The organism is Methylobacterium sp. WL19, from assembly GCF_008040005.1.
Lineage (GTDB): Bacteria > Pseudomonadota > Alphaproteobacteria > Rhizobiales > Beijerinckiaceae > Methylobacterium > Methylobacterium bullatum.
Map to the genome: position 1 here is coordinate 1 of NZ_VRVC01000115.1, position 16,112 is coordinate 16,112.

The following is a 16,112-nucleotide window of genomic DNA, read 5'->3' on the forward strand; positions in this document are numbered from 1 at the left end:
ACCGCTACAGCCTGCATCCGCGCGGCACGGTCCTGTGCCTGCCGGCCAGCGAGACCGGGCTGTTCGCACAGATCGCGGCATGCCTCGCCACCGGCAACACGATCCGCCTCGTCCCGCCCGCCGGCCTTCGGTCCGGTCCCCGACAGGCCCTCGCCGCCGAAGGGCTGCATGCCGACCACGGCCCCGATGAGGTTGCGGTTGACGTAGAGGTTACCGGCGCGGACCCGGTCCAGGAAGCGCGCGACGGTGGCGTCGATCCGGCTGTGCACGCCGAAGGTCAGGCCGTAGCCGGTCTCGTCGATGGCGGCGGCGAGCCCGTCGAGACCGCCGCGCCGGTAGCGCAGGATGTGGAGGATCGGCCCGAAGACCTCGCCGGTGAGGTCGTCCAGCTTGTCGATGGCGATCAGGCTCGGCGGGACGAAATGGCCCGCCGCGCAGGAGGCGGGCAGCGGGAGCCGGTCTACGGCATGGCCGAGCTCCCGCATCCGCGCCACATGCGCCTCGATCCTTTGTTGCGCTGCCTCGCTGATGACCGGCCCGATATCGGTGGCGAGCTGGTCGGGATTGCCGATGGTGAGCTCGGCCATCGCCCCCTTCAGCATCGTGAGGATGCGCTCGGCGATCTCGTCCTGCAGGCAGAGCACGCGGAGCGCCGAGCAGCGCTGGCCGGCCGAATCGAAGGCCGACACCAGCACATCGGCCACCACCTGCTCCGGCAGGGCGGAGGAATCCACCACCAGGGCGTTCTGGCCGCCGGTTTCCGCGACGAACGGGATCGGTCGCCCCAGAGGGCCGAGGCGTCCGGCCAATTCGGTCTGTATCCGCTTGGCGACATCGGTCGATCCGGTGAACAGGACACCGTCGATGCGCGGATCGGCCACGAGGCGGGCGCCGACCCGCCCCCCTCCCGGCAGGACGCCGAGCACGCCCTCCGGAATCCCGGCCTCGATCAGGATCTCCACCGCGAGCCCGGCCACCAGGGGCGTCTCGCCGGCGGGCTTGGCGAGGACGGCGTTGCCCGCCGCGAGGGCCGCCGCGACCTGCCCGATGAAGATGGCGAGGGGGAAGTTCCACGGGCTGATACAGGCGACCACGCCGAGGGGGATATGGGTCGCGGCTTTGAAGCCCGCCGCCTGCACACCGTAATAGTGGAGGAAATCCACCGCCTCGCGGATCTCGGCCGCGGCGTTGGCGAGGGACTTGCCCGCCTCCCGCACCAGCAGCCCGAGGAACGCGTCGCGCCGCGCCTCGATCAGGCCGGCCGCATCGGCCAGGATCTCGGCCCGCCGCGACGGAGCCGTCGCAGCCCAGCCAAGAGTCGCCGAGCCCGCTCGCGCGATGGCGGCATCGACGCATCCGTCATCCGCCTCCACCACGTATCCGACGACATCGTCTCGGTCCGCCGGGTTGAGCACGGCCCGCCTGTCGCCTTCGATCCCATCCGACGGAACGGGTCGCCAGAGGAAGGGCGTCGCCGCGCCGCGTGGTAGGGCCTCGCCGAGGGACGCGAGCACGTCCTCGTCGGCGAGATCGAGGCCGCGCGAATTGGGCCGGCTCCCGGCGAACAGGTCGCGCGGCAGGGGGATTCCCGGATGCCCCGAGCCGGGTGGCGAGACCCGGCGCGCCCGCTCCACCGGGTCGGCGACGAGGTCGTCCATTGAGACGGCGGGGTCGGCGATCCGGTTGACGAAGGAGGAATTCGCGCCGTTCTCGAGCAAGCGCCGGACGAGATAGGCGAGCAGGGTCTCGTGCGTGCCCACCGGGGCGTAGATCCGGCACGGACGGTTCAGGATCGATCCGCCGACCACCTCCTCGTAGAGCGTCTCGCCCATGCCGTGCAGGCACTGGAACTCGTAGTCGCCCGGCCGGAAGTCCGGCCCCGCCATGGCGACGATGTCCGCCAGCGTGCGGGCGTTGTGGGTGGCGAATTGCGGGAACACCGCGTCACCGGCCATCAGCAGCCTGCGCGCGCAGGCGAGATACGACACGTCCGTATGCACCTTCCGGGTGAAGACCGGGAAGCCGTCGAGGCCGTCGACCTGGGCGCGCTTGATCTCCGAATCCCAATACGCGCCCTTGACCAGGCGCACCATGAGGCGGTGCCCGCTCCGCCGCGCGAGGTCGACGACCCAATCCACCACCGGGAGCGCGCGCTTCTGGTAGGCCTGGACGACGAAGCCGAGCCCGTCCCAGCCGGCCAGGCGCTCGTCCATCGCCAGGGCTTCGAGGAGGTCGAGGGAGAGATCGAGGCGGTCGGCCTCCTCGGCGTCGATGTTGAAGCCGATGTCCTGACGGCTCGCCGCGAGGGCGAGGCCCGCCAATCGCGGCAGCAACTCGGCCATCACCCGCCCGCGCTGAGCTCGCTCATAGCGTGGATGCAGGGCCGAGAGCTTGACGGATATGCCCGGCCCGGCGAGCTGTCCGCGCCCACCCGATGCCGCGCCGATCGCCGCGATGGCGCCGGCATAATCCTCGGCGTACCGGGCGGCATCCCCGGCATTCATCGCCGCCTCGCCGAGCATGTCGTAGGAATAGGTAAAGCCCATGGCCTCCCTGCGCGGGCCGTTGCGCAACGCCTCGGCGATGCTGCGGCCGGTGACGAACTGGCCGCCGAGCATGCGCATGGCGAGATCGACGCCTTTTCGGATGGCGGGTTCGCCCGCGCGCCGCACCACCCGTGTCAGTGCCGCCGCGAGGCCGGGCTCGTCCGGCGCGCCCACGACCCGTTCCGTCAGGACCAGCCCCCATGTGGCCGCGCCGGCAAAGAGGGAGGTGGCATGGCCGAGATGCGACCACCAATCGCCATGCCCGATCTTGTCGCGGATCAACGCGTCCCGGCTCGCCGCATCCGGAATGCGCAGAAGCGCTTCGGCGAGACACATCAGGGCGACCCCCTCCGCGCTCGACAGGCTGAACTCGCGCATCAGTTGCTCGACGGGGGCGCGCGAGCCCTTGGCGCGAAGGGTGGCGACGAGGTGCCTCGCCAGATGCATCGCGGCCGCGTTCTCGCCCGGGTTCCGGCGCGCGGCGGCCATCAGGGGGGCGAGGCACTCGGATTCGGAAAGACGATGGGCGGCCCGGATGGCGGCCCGGAGCGTGCCACTCGGTGCCGAAGGCCCCGCGAGGTCGGCGAAGGGCGCCCTTGGACCAGGCGGGATCGGCGCTGCGGAGGGGAGGGAGAGGCCATTGCTCACGGGTCGAGACCCTCCCGCCGCTGCGCCGTGCGGCCGCCGGTTCCGGGCGGCGATCTTGCGGGGATGGATGCTTCGGACGTCGCCGCCGCATCGGCCCCGTTGCACCCGGTGGAATCGGGACTATCCCGCGCCTGCAGGCAAAAGCGATGCTCAGCGGGGCGGTTCCGTCAACGCGCCGCAAGGCGGGGCTCCTGCTCCTGCCGGTGGTCCGCTTCCAGGCGCTCGGCGACGAGCCGCTGCAGCCGCCAGAGATGGTCGTCGAGAATGCCGGCCTCGGCGCAGGCCTGCGCCGTGCGAAAGAGGTATTCCGCGCTCGGGCCGAGATGCCCCGCGCCGGTGGCGATCCGGTCGGCGATCTCTTCCTCGGTGAGGCGGCCGGTGTAGCGGTCGCTGGCGCGGTTGACGACGAAGGTCAGGGCGGTGACCGGGCCTGTGCCCGTCTCCACCGTGACCCAGCGTCCCTCATAGCCGCCGCCGCGCATCTCGCGGCGCCACACCGGCATCAGGGTCGCGGCCGGGTCGATGCCCTCCAGTCTGAACGCGATTCCCCGGCAGATGCCGCCCCGGTCGAGGGCGAGGACGAGGCCCGGCCGGTCGCGGCTCCCGCGAAAGCGCCGCTGCAACAGGCAGAAGCGCCGGTGATAGCCCCGCACCGTGCCGGTGCGCCGCTCGGCCACGGCGAATTCCGGCTGCCAGATCAGCGAGCCGTAGCCGAACACCCAGAGCCCGTTCCCCTGCGCCGGCCTGCCATGGAGCATCCGGTCGAGGCCGGGCGCGAGATCGCGATCGGTGAGGAGATGCAGGGCGCTCGCATCGTCGGCGACGGGAATCGGATGGGCGCGGGCGATGAGATCGAGGGTGAGCGAGAGCGGACGATGCGGCATGGACCGTATCGGAGCATCACCGGTCGGTCCGGGCAAGCCGCGACCTTGATCGCATGCGTTCAGGGCGGGACGTTGCGAGCGGGTACGATCAAGGCTGATCGGCCCCAATGTTTTCGTATTCCAAGGACGATAGCAATGCCTAAGGTGAAGCTTAGCAGCGTCGACACAAGGCTGAGTGGAATGACAAGGAGAAGAGCGAATATCAGATAGACAACCAGTGCGGCAGTCATAGCGCGCAACAGGATACTGAAGGCCCAGAGAGTGAGTAGCCAGCGGCTGCGATGTGTAGGACGCCCGGTGGCCACGAATGCCAGGACTGCCGTGAGGCATCCAAAGCCCATCACTAAGCCATGGAGATACGGATGCTCCATGATGAATGCAGACTCGCGAACCACGATCTCGCTTGGCAACGCCATGCGTGCCGCGAATCCCCAACTCTCGTTCCCCGATTCCGTGCTCCACATGAAGTCGTCGCCTTCGACGCTCGCGCTCGGTAATGTCGCGTCTACCGACCTGAACGAAGACGGATCAATCGTCAGAACCTGTGCTGTATCGTGAACGTAGCCTCGGCAAGATCTTGGTGTGCCGTCGCAGATCAGGGAGATCAGGGAGTACTTACCGCTGCGCGCTAACGGTCGCCCCCGGCCATCGAGAACGAGGAGACGAACAGAATCAGAAAAGAGGATTCCATCTCCGTGAAGGAGCCGGATTTCCCCCTGTTCGCCGTCGGGCAGCGTCAATCGCTCCGTCTGCGTCATGTAAGGGGTATGCGCCACGGCGACGACGTTTCCCGCCGTTAGCGAGGGGACGGAGAGTAGCAGCAGGATTAGAAACCGGAGGCCGGGCTTGGCTTTCATGTCTAGATCGTTCTTTCAGGTATTTTCTCGCGTGTTACGGCGTCAGCCATTGCCGGAAACATACATCCTTATCTGTTCCCCAGCGCCTCCAGCTCCTTGAACGGCTCCGTCTTGTGGCCCTCGCAGACCTCCTCGGCATCTTCGAGGATGCTGAGCTTGCCGGCCTCCTCGCGGATGACGGCCTTGGCCTTCTCGCCCTTGAGGAAGCGGCGGCCCATCATCCGGGCGGACACGCAATAGAGGGTGCGGCCGTCATCCTCGAACGGTCCGGCGATGCGGCTGTGCTCGAACCGGACCGGGATCACCGAGATCGAGCCGAAACCGCTCTGGCGCAGGGCCAGGGCGGCCACCCGCTCGCGCATGGTGAAGGTCGCGCCGGGCGCGGGTGCCGGATCGGGCCGCCCGCACCCGGTGAGCGCGACGGCGACGAGGCCAAGCCATGCGCCGCCAGCACGGCGGGAGATTGCACGGTCCGTGCGGGCGCGCGGTAAGACGGTCATGGTCGTCGAGTCTCGAACCAGGGGAGCATGAGGCATAGCGTCGAACACGCCCTGCGGGAATGCCGGTGACGATGCAATCCACGCCCTCGAGTGGACGGACCGGCCCGTTTCCAACGCACGGTCCGCGCTCTAAGGAGGGGGCATGCAATGGACCGACGACGGCGTGGTGCTGGGGCTGCGCAGGCAAGGCGAGACCGGCGTCGTCCTCGAAGTGATGACCCTGGACCACGGCCGCCATCTCGGCCTCGTCCATGGCGGGCGCTCGAGGCGGATGCAGCCGGTGCTGCAGACCGGCAATCACGTCCGGCTGACCTGGCGGGCGCGCCTCGACGAGAGCCTGGGCGCCTTCGCGGTGGAGCCCCTCGAATCCGCCGCCGCGCGGCTCATGGGCTCCGGCCTCGCCCTTTACGGCGTGACCCACATGGCCGCGCTCCTGCGCCTCCTGCCCGAGCGCGATCCCCATCCCGCCGTCTACGAGGCGGCCCGCATCCTCGTCGCCCATCTCGACGACCGGGTGATCGCGCCGCTCCTGATGGTGCGGTTCGAACTCGCGATCCTGGCCGAGCTCGGCTACGGGCTCGATCTCAGCGCCTGCGCCGCCACGGGAGGCAACGACGCGCTGATCTACGTCTCGCCCAGGACCGGGCGGGCGGTCAGCGCCTCGGCCGGAGAGCCCTTCCGGGACAGGTTGCTGGCGCTGCCGGGCTTCCTTCTCGACCGGAAGGGCGGCCGCACCGGCTTCATGCCGCCCGACGAGCGGGATGTAGCCAATGGGTTTACCTTGACGGGGTATTTCCTCGACCAGCACATCTGGGGGCCGCGCGCCATCGCGCCTCCGGCGGAGCGGGCGCGATTCGTTGCGTTGGGGACGCAGAGCGCCTAAGTCACGTTCGCGTTATGTTCTGATTTGGGCCATGTTCGGCCCGGGAGTTCGTCATGGGCCAGCCCTTCGATCCGCCATCGGGATCCGACGGCATCGAGAGCGTCGAGCTGAAGTCGGCGCTGGAAGAGCGCTACCTCGCCTATGCGCTCTCCACCATCATGAACCGGGCGCTGCCGGACGCCCGCGACGGGCTCAAGCCCGTCCATCGCCGCATCCTCTACGGCATGCGGCTGCTCCGGCTCGACCCGAACACCGCCTTCAAGAAATGCGCGAAGATCGTCGGCGACGTGATGGGCGATTTCCATCCTCACGGCGACCAGGCGATCTACGATGCGCTGGTGCGGCTCAGCCAGGACTTCGCGCAGCGCTATCCGCTGGTGGATGGCCAGGGCAATTTCGGCAACATCGACGGCGATGGCCCCGCCGCATACCGCTACACCGAGGCGCGGCTGACGGAGGTCGCCCGCCTCCTGCTCGACGGGATCGACGAGGACACGGTCGATTTCCGGCCCTCCTACAATGGCGAGAAGGACGAGCCCATCGTCCTGCCGGCGGCCTTCCCGAACCTGCTCGCCAACGGCTCCCAGGGCATCGCGGTGGGCATGGCCACCTCGATCCCGCCCCACAACGCCGCCGAACTCTGCGACGCGGCGCTCTATCTCATCGGCCATCGCGATGCGACCTCGGCCCAGCTCCTCACCTTCGTGAAGGGGCCGGATTTCCCCACCGGCGGCATTCTCATCGACAGTGCCGAGTCGATCGCCGAAGCCTACCGCACCGGGCGTGGCGGTTTTCGCGTGCGGGCGCGCTGGGCGAAGGAGGATACCGGGCGCGGTACCTGGAACATCGTCGTCACCGAGATCCCCTACGGCATTCCCAAGGCCCGGCTCATCGAGAAGCTGGCCGAACTGCTGCAGGAGAAGAAGCTGCCGCTGCTGGCCGACGTGCGCGACGAATCGGCGGAGGACGTCCGTGTCGTCTTGGAGCCGCGCTCGCGCAGCGTCGACCCGGTGATCCTGATGGAATCGGTGTTCCGGCTCACCGAGCTCGAAGCCCGCATCCCCCTCAACATGAACGTCCTGGTGGGCGGTCTCGTCCCGCGCGTGATCGGGCTGGCCGAGGCCCTGCGCGAATGGCTCGACCATCGCCGCGTCGTGCTCCAGCGCCGCTCGCGCCACCGCCTCGCGCAGATCGAGCGCCGCCTCGAAATCCTCGGCGGCCTCCTCATCGTCTATCTCGATCTCGACGAGGTAATCCGCATCATCCGCGAGGAGGACGAACCGAAACCGTCCCTGATGAAGCGGTTCGAACTCACCGAACTCCAGGCGAACGCCATCCTCGACACCCGCCTGCGCTCGTTGCGCAAGCTGGAGGAGATGGAGCTCAAGCGCGAACTCGATACGCTGACCAAGGAGAAGGACGGGCTCGAAGAGCTCCTCGGCTCCGAGAAGATGCAATGGTCGGACATCACCAAGCAGATCCGCGCCGTGAAGAAGGCCTTCGGGCCCGAGACCAAGCTCGGCGCCCGCCGCACCACCCTGGAGAACCCGCCCGATACCGCCGGGATCGACTTCACTTCCGCCATGGTGGAGCGCGAGCCGATCACCGTCATCGTCTCGGCCAAGGGCTGGATCCGCGCCCTCAAGGGGCATGTCGCCGATCTGTCGGGCGTCGCCTTCAAGGGCGACGACGCCCTCAATATCTCGTTCCTCAGCGAGACCACGGCCAAGATCCTGGTGCTCGCCTCCAACGGCAAGGTGTTCACCCTCGAAGCGGCGAAGCTTCCGGGCGGGCGCGGCTTCGGTGATCCGATCCGGTTGATGGTGGATTTCGACGACGGCGCCGAGATCGTCGCCGCGCTGCCGTATCAGCCGGGCGGCAAGCTCCTGATCGCAGGCTCGGATGGGCGCGGCTTCCTCGCCCCCGCCGACGCGCTGGTGGCCAATACCCGCAAGGGCAAGGGCATCATGGGGCTCGACGAGCCGGCCCAGGCCATGCTGCTCGTGCCTGCCGGCGGCGGCGATCATGTCGCCGTCTGCAGCGCAGACCGGTTGCTACTGGTCTTCCCGCTCTCGGAAATGCCGGAACTGTCGCGCGGCAAGGGCGTGCGCCTGCAGCGCTGCCGCCAGAGCACGCTCACCGACGCCCACGTCTTCACCCTGGCCGAGGGCCTGCCCTGGCGCGACAGCGCCGGTCAGGAGCGGCTCGCCAACGCGGCACTGCTGGAGAAGTGGATGGGCCACCGGGCCGAGGCCGGCACGCTGATGACCCGGAGCTTCCCGAAATTCGAGCGGTTCGGGAAGTAGGCGATCCGCGACGTTTGGCATTGTCAGGACGTCGGCCCGGATGGATCAGGCCGGCTTTCCGAACGTCTCCTCGACGAGCCGAGGATTGCGCTGAAGGAGCGCCAGAAGCACACGGGCTGGCCCCTCGGGTCGACGTCTGCGCTGTTCCCAGTTTCGCAGAGTGCCGACTGCGACACCGATCCGGCGCGCGAAGGCGTCCTGACTAAGATCGGTCGCCTTGCGTATGGCCACGACATCGATCTCCCGAGGCACGTGGACGTGCAAATCGGGCACTGTCTCGCCACGCGCGTGCATGGCCGCCTGCTCCAGGCTCCGCGTCAATTCCGCGAATGTCGCGTCGTCCATCGGTTCGTCTCCTCAGAACAAGGTTTCAATCAGCCGAGCGAGTGCACGGGCCTGGTCGGGGGTCAGATCGCTTTGATCGTTCTTCGCATAGGCCATGAGCAGGTAGACGCCGCGCGCTGCCACCACATACGAAATCACCCTCGCACCACCGCGTTTGCCGCGTCCGGCCAGGGGAATGCGAGCTTTTCGAAGCCCCCCCGCACCGGGGATCACGTTGCCGGCATGTGGATTCGCTGCGAAATAATCCACGACCGCGGACCGCTCGGTCTCGGTCATGACTCTTTCGGCGGAGCGTAGATACACCTCCGTCTCAATGACCGTATGAAGTGGTCCAGCCATACTCAAGACTGCGCCATTGACGCAGGAGGGTCAAGGCGCATCATGCCAGTTCGATGGGGAGCGTCCGGCTGACCCAATTTTCTCGAAAGTCAGGTGAGATCTGAAGCAGAGAGCGGCGCGCCGACGAACGGGAAATGGCGAACGTTCCACAGACTCGGGCAAGCGACTTAGCGCTTCAGGGGCGTTGACGGCTTGGGGACGATCCTGACGGCTTCAACAGCAGTCAGGCCGGGATTCCAAAGCAACGCCATGCGGTGTCGGTCGAGGCTGCAGAGAAGGTTTGCCGCCGCCGCAAGGCTCGGTCGCAGCCTCATTCTCGCTCTCCGGCTGGCCGCGCTAGCCGGAATGACGGAGGAATGCTCGTTCAGCGAAATCGCAGGGTCCATGACGGCTGGGTCATTCCACGAAGGTGTTCCGAGGCAGCGTCATGACAGACATGCCGTTCCATCCCGGGCCGGGACGGAGACTGGCGGTATCCATGCTCAGCGGCGGCGGAACTGGCCGCGGATCGGCGGGCGCGGACCTGAGGAGCGCTCGTCCTTGTGACGGAACACGAGGCGGCCCTTCTCGAGATCGTAGGGGGACATCTCGACGGTGACACGGTCGCCGGCCAGAGTCTTGATGCGGTTCTTCTTCATCTTGCCGGCCGTGTAGGCCACGATCTCGTGGCCCTGGTCGAGCTGCACGCGGTAGCGTGCGTCCGGCAGGATCTCGATCACGAGACCGTCGAACTGCATCAACTCTTCTTTCGCCATCCACACTCTCCAGCCGGAACGCCAGAACGGGGCATTCCGGGACACCAAAAACATAGCCGTTCGGCAAAACGCTGCGGGCGGCGGGTCCGATCCCATCGGATGCGCAACACCGGCGAGCGTCGGCACGACATAATGTTCGCGCGTCCCGTAAGCAAGCTTTTACCGCCTGGAACGCTATCGCGTCGACAGAAAATCACATGCTGTCCTGGTCCCTCGACAGTGTCGCGGGGGGCTCAACTGCCCGATTCGGCAGGCTCGTGCCGGACGACGACAAGGAGACCTCATCGCCGTCCGCCCGCGCGACTGCGCGGTGGCGGGTGTTCGCCGAACGCGCCGAGGACGACCATAGGTCGTGATCGGCGCCGCTTGGTATCGAGCCGCATCCGTGGCGAGTACGGCCTTCCCGAACCGGCGGCGATACGCGGGCCCCTCGCCTCAGGGCGTCACGGCGTTGCCGGCGTAATCGATGCGGCCGTCCGGCGTCTTCCTCCAGACCTGCAGCACGTAGCCGGGTGCCTTGGACTGGCCGTTGGCATCGAACGCGATCTCGCCGATGGCGGTCTTGAGCGGCACACCGCCGTGCAGGAGATCCGCGACCTTGCGGCCCTCGCTCGACTTCGCCTGCTCCACGGCCTGTCTGAGGATCTCCACCGCCGCATAGCCCTGCGCCGCCACCATGTCGGCCTCCGGCGTCCTCGGCCTGGCCGCCACGCCCTTGGATTCGGGCAGCTTTCGCGGCTCCGGCAGGAGGGTCATCACCGTCCCCTCGGCGCCCGGGCCGGCCCCCGTGGCGAAGTCCTTGTCGAGGAGCCCGTCACTGCCGACGAGGGGTATGGCGAGACCCGCCTCGCGCAGGGAGCGGATCAGCTGGCCGGCTTCCGGCGCGAGGCCGCCGAAATAGACGACCTCGACCTGCGCGCGTTTCAGGCGGGCGACGAGGGACGACAGGTCCCTGTCGCCGCGGTTGAGGCTCTCGAAAGCCGTCTCGGCCTGCCCGTTCCCCTTGAGGATGCGGGCGACATCGTCCACCAATCCGCGCCCGAACGTGCTCTTGTCGTGAACGAAGCCGATCCGCCGCCCGCGGAAACGTGCGAGGAGATAAGTGGCCGCGATCGGCCCCTGCTCGGCGTCACTGCCGCCGATACGGAAGACGTTCCAGGCCCCGCGCGTGGTCAAGGCAGGCCAGGCGATGCCGGGCGTCACGGCGGCGATTCCCGCGTCCTCGTAGATCGGCAGGACCGACGCCGCCACGGTGGCGTTGAACGGCCCGACGACGAGGGGGACCCGATCGGCGATGAACTTGCGCGCGACCGCGAGCCCCTGCTTGCCGTCGCCGGCATCGTCGGCCACGACGAGGGCGAGCTTGAGCCCCTTTGGGCCGGCCGCGCGGTTGAGATCCGCCACCGCCTGTTCGGCTCCCGCCCGGAGCCCCTGTCCGAAGGCGGCATCCGGCCCGGTGAGAGGGAGCGAGAGGCCGATCCGGACCGGTGCCTGGGCCGGACTCTGTGCGACGACGCCGGATGCGACGAAGGCCAGCGCGGCGAAGAACGGTGCGGCGGCCGCGGGTAAGATGCGTCTCATGGTGCGAGGCCCGGATGGTCGGCACGAGGCCGATCCAGCCTCCTTAGCGCAGCCTGACGCAATTGGCGCGGCCCGATCGAATGGGCCGTCCTTCCACGGGGCGATCCATTGGGCGATGCCTGTGTGCCGGTCGGCACGCTTCGGGGGCCGGGCATGGCACGGGCCTCGCCTGCGCATTGCACCGGGGGTGCCGGAGCCTATCTCCCCGAGGCGGCGTTGCGTGAGTGCCGTCATGCCCTGGACGCGCAGCGCGCGGAGTGTCCCATGCTCTCCACCGAAACAGACATCCTCCACGCGGCCGAGGCGTGGCGCCTTAGCGGGCGCGGCGTGGCGCTTGCCACCGTGGTCGAGACCTGGGGCTCCGCGCCTCGCCCGGTGGGCAGCCACCTCGTCGTCGACGAGGGCGGCAACTTCCTCGGTTCGGTCTCGGGCGGCTGCGTCGAGGGGGCCGTCATCACGGAAGCGCTGGACGCCATCGCCGACGGACGATCCCGGGTGATCGAGTTCGGCGTCGCCGACGAGACCGCCTGGCGGGTCGGTCTCTCCTGCGGCGGGCGCATCCGCGTCTTCGTCGAACGCATCGACTGAAGCGGCGCCATGAAGCTCGATTCCCTCCATGCCCTCAACGTCGAGCGTGCCGCGCGCCGCGCCGCGATGCTCGTCACCGACCTCGACGACGGCAGCCAGCGCGTGGTCCGCGAGGCAGAGATCCCGGCCGACCCCCTGGCCGACATCCTGGCGCGACGCCTCGCCTCCGGAAAGAGCGGCCTCGTCGAGGTGGAGGGGCGGCAGTTCTTCCTCACCGTGCAGGTGCCCGCCGTGCGGCTCGTCCTGATCGGGGCGGTGCATATTAGCCAGGCGCTCTGCCCGATGGCGACGGCGGTCGACCTGTCCGTGAGCGTCATCGACCCGCGGACGGCCTTCGCCACGCCCGAGCGCTTTCCGGAGGTTCCCCTCCTGCCCCTCTGGCCCGACGAGGCCCTGGCCGGCCCCGTTCCGCCCCTCGACCGCTATTGCGCCGTCGCGGCCCTGACCCACGATCCGAAGATCGACGATCCCGCGCTGATCGCGGCCCTGAAGGCCGAGTGCTTCTATGTGGGCGCCCTCGGCTCGCGGAAGACCCACGCCGCGCGGGTCGAACGCCTGTCGCAGGCCGGGCTCTCGCCCGAGCAGATCGCGCGGATCGAGGCGCCGATCGGCCTCGACATCGGCGCCGTGAGCCCGGCCGAGATCGCGGTCTCCATCCTGGCGCAGATCGTGTCCGCCCTGCGCGGCGGCGGTCCGCGTGCCGTCAAAGGCGGAGGCCCCGCGTGAAGTTCGGTTCGGTCGCGATCACGCGGGCCGCGGGGCTCATCGCCGCCCATACCCTGCGGGCCGATGACGTGATCGTCCGCAAGGGGCAGCCGATCCAGGGCGACGACGCGCGTCGTCTCGCCGAGGCCGGCCTCGACAGCGTGGTGGCGGTGACCCTGGAGACGGGCGATGTCGGCGAGGACGAGGCTGCCGCCCGTCTCGCCGCTCGGGTGGCGGGGTCGGGTCTTTCCACCGGCCCCGCCTTCACCGGGCGCTGCAACCTCCAGGCGGAGGTGGCGGGCATTCTGATGATCGACCGTCCTGTCGTCGACGCGGTGAACGCCGTGGACGAGGCCATCACGCTCGCGACCCTGCCGCCGTTCCGACCGGTGAGTCCGGGCGAGATGGTGGCGACGGTGAAGATCATTCCCTATGCCGTGTCCGGCTCCGCCCTCGACCGCGCCTGCGGGATCGCGACGCCGGCGCCCCTCACGGTCATGCCCTATCGCCGCTTCCGGGTGGGTGTCGTCTCCACCCTGCTGTCGGGGCTCAAGGAGGCCACCGTCGCCAAGACCCTGCGCAACCTGGAACGCCGGCTGGGGCCGACCGGGGCCGGGATCGCCTCCGACCTTCGAGTCTCGCATGAGGCCGGTGCGGTGGCGACCGCCATCCCCGAGGCCATCGACCGCGACGGATGCGATCTCGTCGTGGTGTTCGGCGCCTCGGCCATCGCCGACCGGCGCGACGTCATCCCCGCCGGCATCGAGGCGGCGGGCGGGGAGGTGGAGCATTTCGGCATGCCCGTCGATCCCGGCAACCTGCTCCTCGTCGGCCGTCGCGGCGAGGTCCCGGTGATCGGGGCTCCCGGCTGCGCGCGCTCGCCCGCCGAGAATGGGTTCGACTGGGTTCTCCATCGCCTGCTCGCCGGCCTCGCGGTGAGCCGCGCCGACATCGTCGGGCTCGGCGTCGGTGGCCTGCTCATGGAGATCGTGTCCCGGCCTCAGCCGAGATCGGGGCGGCAGGGTCCGTCGGAAGAAAGCATGTCGGAGGATGCCTGACGCCGTCGGCATCGTCCTCCTCGCCGCTGGCCGGGGAACGCGCTTCGGTGAGGCCGTGAAGATGCTTGCACTCCTCGATGGCCGGCCGCTCGTCCGCCACGCGGCCGAGACTGCGATCGCGGCGAATCTCGGTCCCGTGGCGGTGATTCTCGGCTCGCATGGCGCTGCGGTCCGGCGGGCGCTGGCGGGCCTCGACCTGCGGATCGTCGACAACCCGGCCCATGCCGAGGGCCTGTCCACCTCCCTGCGATGCGGGCTCGACGCCTTGCCGGAGACCGCCCGCATCATCGTGATGCTCGGGGACATGCCGCGTATCCGGCCCAGCCACCTCGCGTCCCTGGTCGAGGCCTTCCTGGCCGCCGACCCGGCGCCGGCCGCCATCGTCCCGGTCCATCGCGGATCGCGCGGAAACCCGGTTCTCCTCAATCGCGCGCTCCTCGCGTCCGATCTGGCGTCGCTCACCGGGGATCAGGGCGCCGGCCGGATCCTGGCGGCGCGGACGGATGTCGTGGAACTGGAGATGGATGCGGCCGTCGTCCTCGATATCGATACGCAGGCCGCCCTGATCGCTGCCGCCCGCGCCTGATCAGGAGGCCTTGTGATCAGGAGGCCTTGCCCGGCCGCTTCGCCTCGTTCCGGCAGCGGTCGGAGCAGTAGCGGACCTCGTCCCACACCCGTTCCCATTTCTTGCGCCAAGCGAAGGGCTTGCCGCAGGTGGCGCAGACCTTGGTGGGCAGATCCGCCTTCTTGCGCATGCGCGGCATGGGAGGCTTGTCCTAGCGCCCGAGTTGCCCGGCATCCGCGACGGCGACCGGGCTCCAGCGGGTGATCTGGATGAAGCCGTCGCGGGCGGCGACGACGATGTGGCGGCGGTAGCGGTGGACGATCGTTCCCGGCGAGTGGCGGTGCGGCTCGCGCCAGCCTTCCGCCGCCGCGACGAAGACACGGTTGTCGCCCAACTGTACGATGGTCTCGATGGTGCCGAAGGCCCGCATGCGCCGCAGAATCGCCTCCACGTCCGTGCGGAAATCGAGGGTCCTGTCCGCATCCGTCACGCGGGGCCAGTAGGAGCCTTCGCCCTGGGGCTGGGCCGCCCGCCAGCGAGTCGGCAGGTCGCGCGCGATCGGTCCCGAGGCCAGCCGCCGGGCTGCGATCTGGCATTTGGCGAGCAGGGTCTCGTGAGTCTCCTGCGGCGCCATGGCGAACGTCTCCTGCGCGAGGATGTCACCCGTGTCGAACCCCTCCTCGGCCAGCACATGCGCGGTCACGCCCCAGCTGTCGCGTGCGTCGGTGATCGCCTTGAAGAGGGGGTAGGGGCCGCGCCCGACCGGCAGGGGCGAGGGATGGAAGTTCAGGGCGTAGCCGGCCCGGTTGCGCCAGCCCCGGATGAGCCAGGGGTAACCGGCCACCACGAGCGCCCAGTCCGTCCCGTGGGTCTGCGCCAGGGCGTCGAGATCCGCGAGCTTGATCCGCGAGAGTTGCATCGGGATGCGGTGACGGCGGCTCTGGGCCACGACCGCCTCGTTGTGGTCGTAGAGCCCATCGCAGGGCCGGGTGAACAGCTTGATCGGCGTCCATCCGGCATCCACCAGCGCTTCGAACACGCCGCCGAGGAAATCGATGCCGGCGAAGGCAAACTTCATGAAGAACCCCGGGAGCGGATGCGCGGCGTGCGACTCTACGGATGGTGCCCTGCGGGCTCCACGGTCGCGCCGTCCGCCTTACCTAACCGATCCGGCACGGAATGGGAGCGGTCATGAATCGGGTTGTGATCTACGGCGGAACCGGCGGTATCGGCATGGCCACGGCGCGGGCCCTGCGCAAGCGCGGGATCCCGCTGCATCTCGCGGCGCGCGATGCCGGGCGGCTCGAGGAAGTCGCCGCCGACCTCGGTGAGACCACCTTCACCGCAGGCGACGTCACGGACCCCGCCCATTTCGCGATCGTCACGCAGGAGGCGGGCGACACCTTGGCCGGGCTCGTCTACGCAGTCGGCACCATCAACCTGAAGCCGCTGGCGAAGCTGACCGCCGACGACGCGGTGATGGATTTCAAGCTCAACGCGCTTGGCGCTCTCCTGGCCCTCCAGGCCGCGGCGCCGGCGCTCAAGGCGGGGG

17 protein-coding genes are annotated in these 16,112 nt (G+C 69.0%); 7 read left to right on the forward strand and 10 right to left on the reverse strand.

All coding sequences use genetic code 11. The annotated features are described in order from the left end of the window. The 4 genes from putA to FV220_RS19370 all read right to left on the reverse strand — a co-directional run. The coding region (putA, locus tag FV220_RS19355) for a bifunctional proline dehydrogenase/L-glutamate gamma-semialdehyde dehydrogenase PutA (protein WP_246689494.1) at positions 1-3,083 on the reverse strand (3,083 nt) is incomplete at its 3' end. Between the two features lie 278 nt (positions 3,084-3,361). After that, a complete protein-coding gene (locus tag FV220_RS19360; protein WP_056140026.1) occupies positions 3,362-4,078 on the reverse strand; it encodes a gamma-glutamylcyclotransferase in 717 nt (238 codons plus the stop codon). 59 nt (positions 4,079-4,137) lie between these two features. Further along, positions 4,138-4,935, reverse strand: coding sequence for a hypothetical protein (locus FV220_RS19365; protein ID WP_147832918.1), 798 nt, complete (start codon positions 4,933-4,935; stop codon positions 4,138-4,140). Positions 4,936-5,003: 68 nt separating this feature from the next. After that, entirely contained in the window at positions 5,004-5,435 is a 432-nt protein-coding gene (locus FV220_RS19370) for a hypothetical protein (protein ID WP_056140031.1), read from the reverse strand. 142 nt (positions 5,436-5,577) lie between these two features. On the opposite strand from FV220_RS19370, the gene recO reads away from it, so the two are divergent. Both recO and parC read left to right on the forward strand, forming a co-directional pair. After that, entirely contained in the window at positions 5,578-6,318 is a 741-nt protein-coding gene (gene recO, locus FV220_RS19375) for a DNA repair protein RecO (RefSeq protein ID WP_147832919.1), read from the forward strand. A gap of 53 nt (positions 6,319-6,371) precedes the next feature. Then, positions 6,372-8,624: a DNA topoisomerase IV subunit A gene (gene parC / locus FV220_RS19380; protein WP_147832920.1), complete on the forward strand. Its 2,253-nt coding sequence runs from the start codon at positions 6,372-6,374 to the stop codon at positions 8,622-8,624. 45 nt (positions 8,625-8,669) lie between these two features. Here parC and FV220_RS19385 read toward each other — a convergent pair whose 3' ends face one another. From FV220_RS19385 to FV220_RS19400, 4 genes are all read right to left on the reverse strand, one after another. Then, positions 8,670-8,969 carry a helix-turn-helix domain-containing protein gene (locus FV220_RS19385; RefSeq protein WP_056140036.1) on the reverse strand — a complete coding sequence of 100 codons (300 nt, stop codon included), beginning with the start codon at positions 8,967-8,969 and terminating at the stop codon, positions 8,670-8,672. A gap of 12 nt (positions 8,970-8,981) precedes the next feature. Next, entirely contained in the window at positions 8,982-9,245 is a 264-nt protein-coding gene (locus FV220_RS19390; RefSeq protein WP_238254030.1) for a type II toxin-antitoxin system RelE/ParE family toxin, read from the reverse strand. 545 nt (positions 9,246-9,790) lie between these two features. Beyond that, the gene (gene infA / locus FV220_RS19395) at positions 9,791-10,063 is read right to left on the reverse strand and encodes a translation initiation factor IF-1 (protein ID WP_018045296.1); all 273 of its coding nucleotides are present in this window, start codon (positions 10,061-10,063) and stop codon (positions 9,791-9,793) included. 435 nt (positions 10,064-10,498) lie between these two features. Next, positions 10,499-11,644 carry a branched-chain amino acid ABC transporter substrate-binding protein gene (locus FV220_RS19400; protein ID WP_147832921.1) on the reverse strand — a complete coding sequence of 382 codons (1,146 nt, stop codon included), beginning with the start codon at positions 11,642-11,644 and terminating at the stop codon, positions 10,499-10,501. A gap of 264 nt (positions 11,645-11,908) precedes the next feature. On the opposite strand from FV220_RS19400, the gene FV220_RS19405 reads away from it, so the two are divergent. Genes FV220_RS19405 through FV220_RS19420 form a run of 4 tightly spaced genes read left to right on the forward strand, consistent with a single transcriptional unit; the run spans position 11,909 to position 14,581 of the window. Then, positions 11,909-12,232: an XdhC family protein gene (locus FV220_RS19405; RefSeq protein ID WP_056140047.1), complete on the forward strand. Its 324-nt coding sequence runs from the start codon at positions 11,909-11,911 to the stop codon at positions 12,230-12,232. Between the two features lie 9 nt (positions 12,233-12,241). Next, positions 12,242-12,958, forward strand: a complete 717-nt coding sequence (locus tag FV220_RS19410; RefSeq protein ID WP_056140050.1) for an XdhC family protein — start codon at positions 12,242-12,244, stop codon at positions 12,956-12,958. Further along, positions 12,955-13,995, forward strand: a complete 1,041-nt coding sequence (locus FV220_RS19415) for a molybdopterin-binding protein (protein ID WP_147832922.1) — start codon at positions 12,955-12,957, stop codon at positions 13,993-13,995. Before FV220_RS19410 ends, FV220_RS19415 begins: the two co-directional genes overlap by 4 nt. Continuing rightward, complete coding sequence (locus tag FV220_RS19420; RefSeq protein ID WP_056140056.1) at positions 13,988-14,581, forward strand: nucleotidyltransferase family protein; 594 nt, start codon at positions 13,988-13,990, stop codon at positions 14,579-14,581. Before FV220_RS19415 ends, FV220_RS19420 begins: the two co-directional genes overlap by 8 nt. Before the next feature lie 16 nt (positions 14,582-14,597). On the opposite strand, the gene FV220_RS19425 is transcribed toward FV220_RS19420, so the two are convergent. Then, complete coding sequence (locus FV220_RS19425) at positions 14,598-14,759, reverse strand: DUF2256 domain-containing protein (RefSeq protein WP_187273466.1); 162 nt, start codon at positions 14,757-14,759, stop codon at positions 14,598-14,600. A gap of 12 nt (positions 14,760-14,771) precedes the next feature. Next, the gene (locus tag FV220_RS19430; RefSeq protein WP_056140061.1) at positions 14,772-15,638 is read right to left on the reverse strand and encodes a formyltransferase family protein; all 867 of its coding nucleotides are present in this window, start codon (positions 15,636-15,638) and stop codon (positions 14,772-14,774) included. Between the two features lie 113 nt (positions 15,639-15,751). On the opposite strand from FV220_RS19430, the gene FV220_RS19435 reads away from it, so the two are divergent. After that, positions 15,752-16,112 (forward strand): SDR family NAD(P)-dependent oxidoreductase (locus FV220_RS19435; protein ID WP_246689493.1); only part of this gene is annotated, 361 nt, incomplete at its 3' end.

Coding starts and splice junctions, on each gene's coding strand:
- infA (WP_018045296.1), bottom strand. CDS start 10,063: ATGGCGAAAGAAGAGTTGATGCAGTTCGACGGTCTCGTGATCGAGATC.
- FV220_RS19390 (WP_238254030.1), bottom strand. CDS start 9,245: ATGACCGAGACCGAGCGGTCCGCGGTCGTGGATTATTTCGCAGCGAAT.
- FV220_RS19400 (WP_147832921.1), bottom strand. CDS start 11,644: ATGAGACGCATCTTACCCGCGGCCGCCGCACCGTTCTTCGCCGCGCTG.
- FV220_RS19410 (WP_056140050.1), top strand. CDS start 12,242: ATGAAGCTCGATTCCCTCCATGCCCTCAACGTCGAGCGTGCCGCGCGC.
- FV220_RS19370 (WP_056140031.1), bottom strand. CDS start 5,435: ATGACCGTCTTACCGCGCGCCCGCACGGACCGTGCAATCTCCCGCCGT.
- FV220_RS19360 (WP_056140026.1), bottom strand. CDS start 4,078: ATGCCGCATCGTCCGCTCTCGCTCACCCTCGATCTCATCGCCCGCGCC.
- FV220_RS19405 (WP_056140047.1), top strand. CDS start 11,909: ATGCTCTCCACCGAAACAGACATCCTCCACGCGGCCGAGGCGTGGCGC.
- FV220_RS19420 (WP_056140056.1), top strand. CDS start 13,988: ATGCCTGACGCCGTCGGCATCGTCCTCCTCGCCGCTGGCCGGGGAACG.
- FV220_RS19385 (WP_056140036.1), bottom strand. CDS start 8,969: ATGGACGACGCGACATTCGCGGAATTGACGCGGAGCCTGGAGCAGGCG.
- FV220_RS19430 (WP_056140061.1), bottom strand. CDS start 15,638: ATGAAGTTTGCCTTCGCCGGCATCGATTTCCTCGGCGGCGTGTTCGAA.
- FV220_RS19365 (WP_147832918.1), bottom strand. CDS start 4,935: ATGAAAGCCAAGCCCGGCCTCCGGTTTCTAATCCTGCTGCTACTCTCC.
- FV220_RS19425 (WP_187273466.1), bottom strand. CDS start 14,759: ATGCCGCGCATGCGCAAGAAGGCGGATCTGCCCACCAAGGTCTGCGCC.
- parC (WP_147832920.1), top strand. CDS start 6,372: ATGGGCCAGCCCTTCGATCCGCCATCGGGATCCGACGGCATCGAGAGC.
- recO (WP_147832919.1), top strand. CDS start 5,578: ATGCAATGGACCGACGACGGCGTGGTGCTGGGGCTGCGCAGGCAAGGC.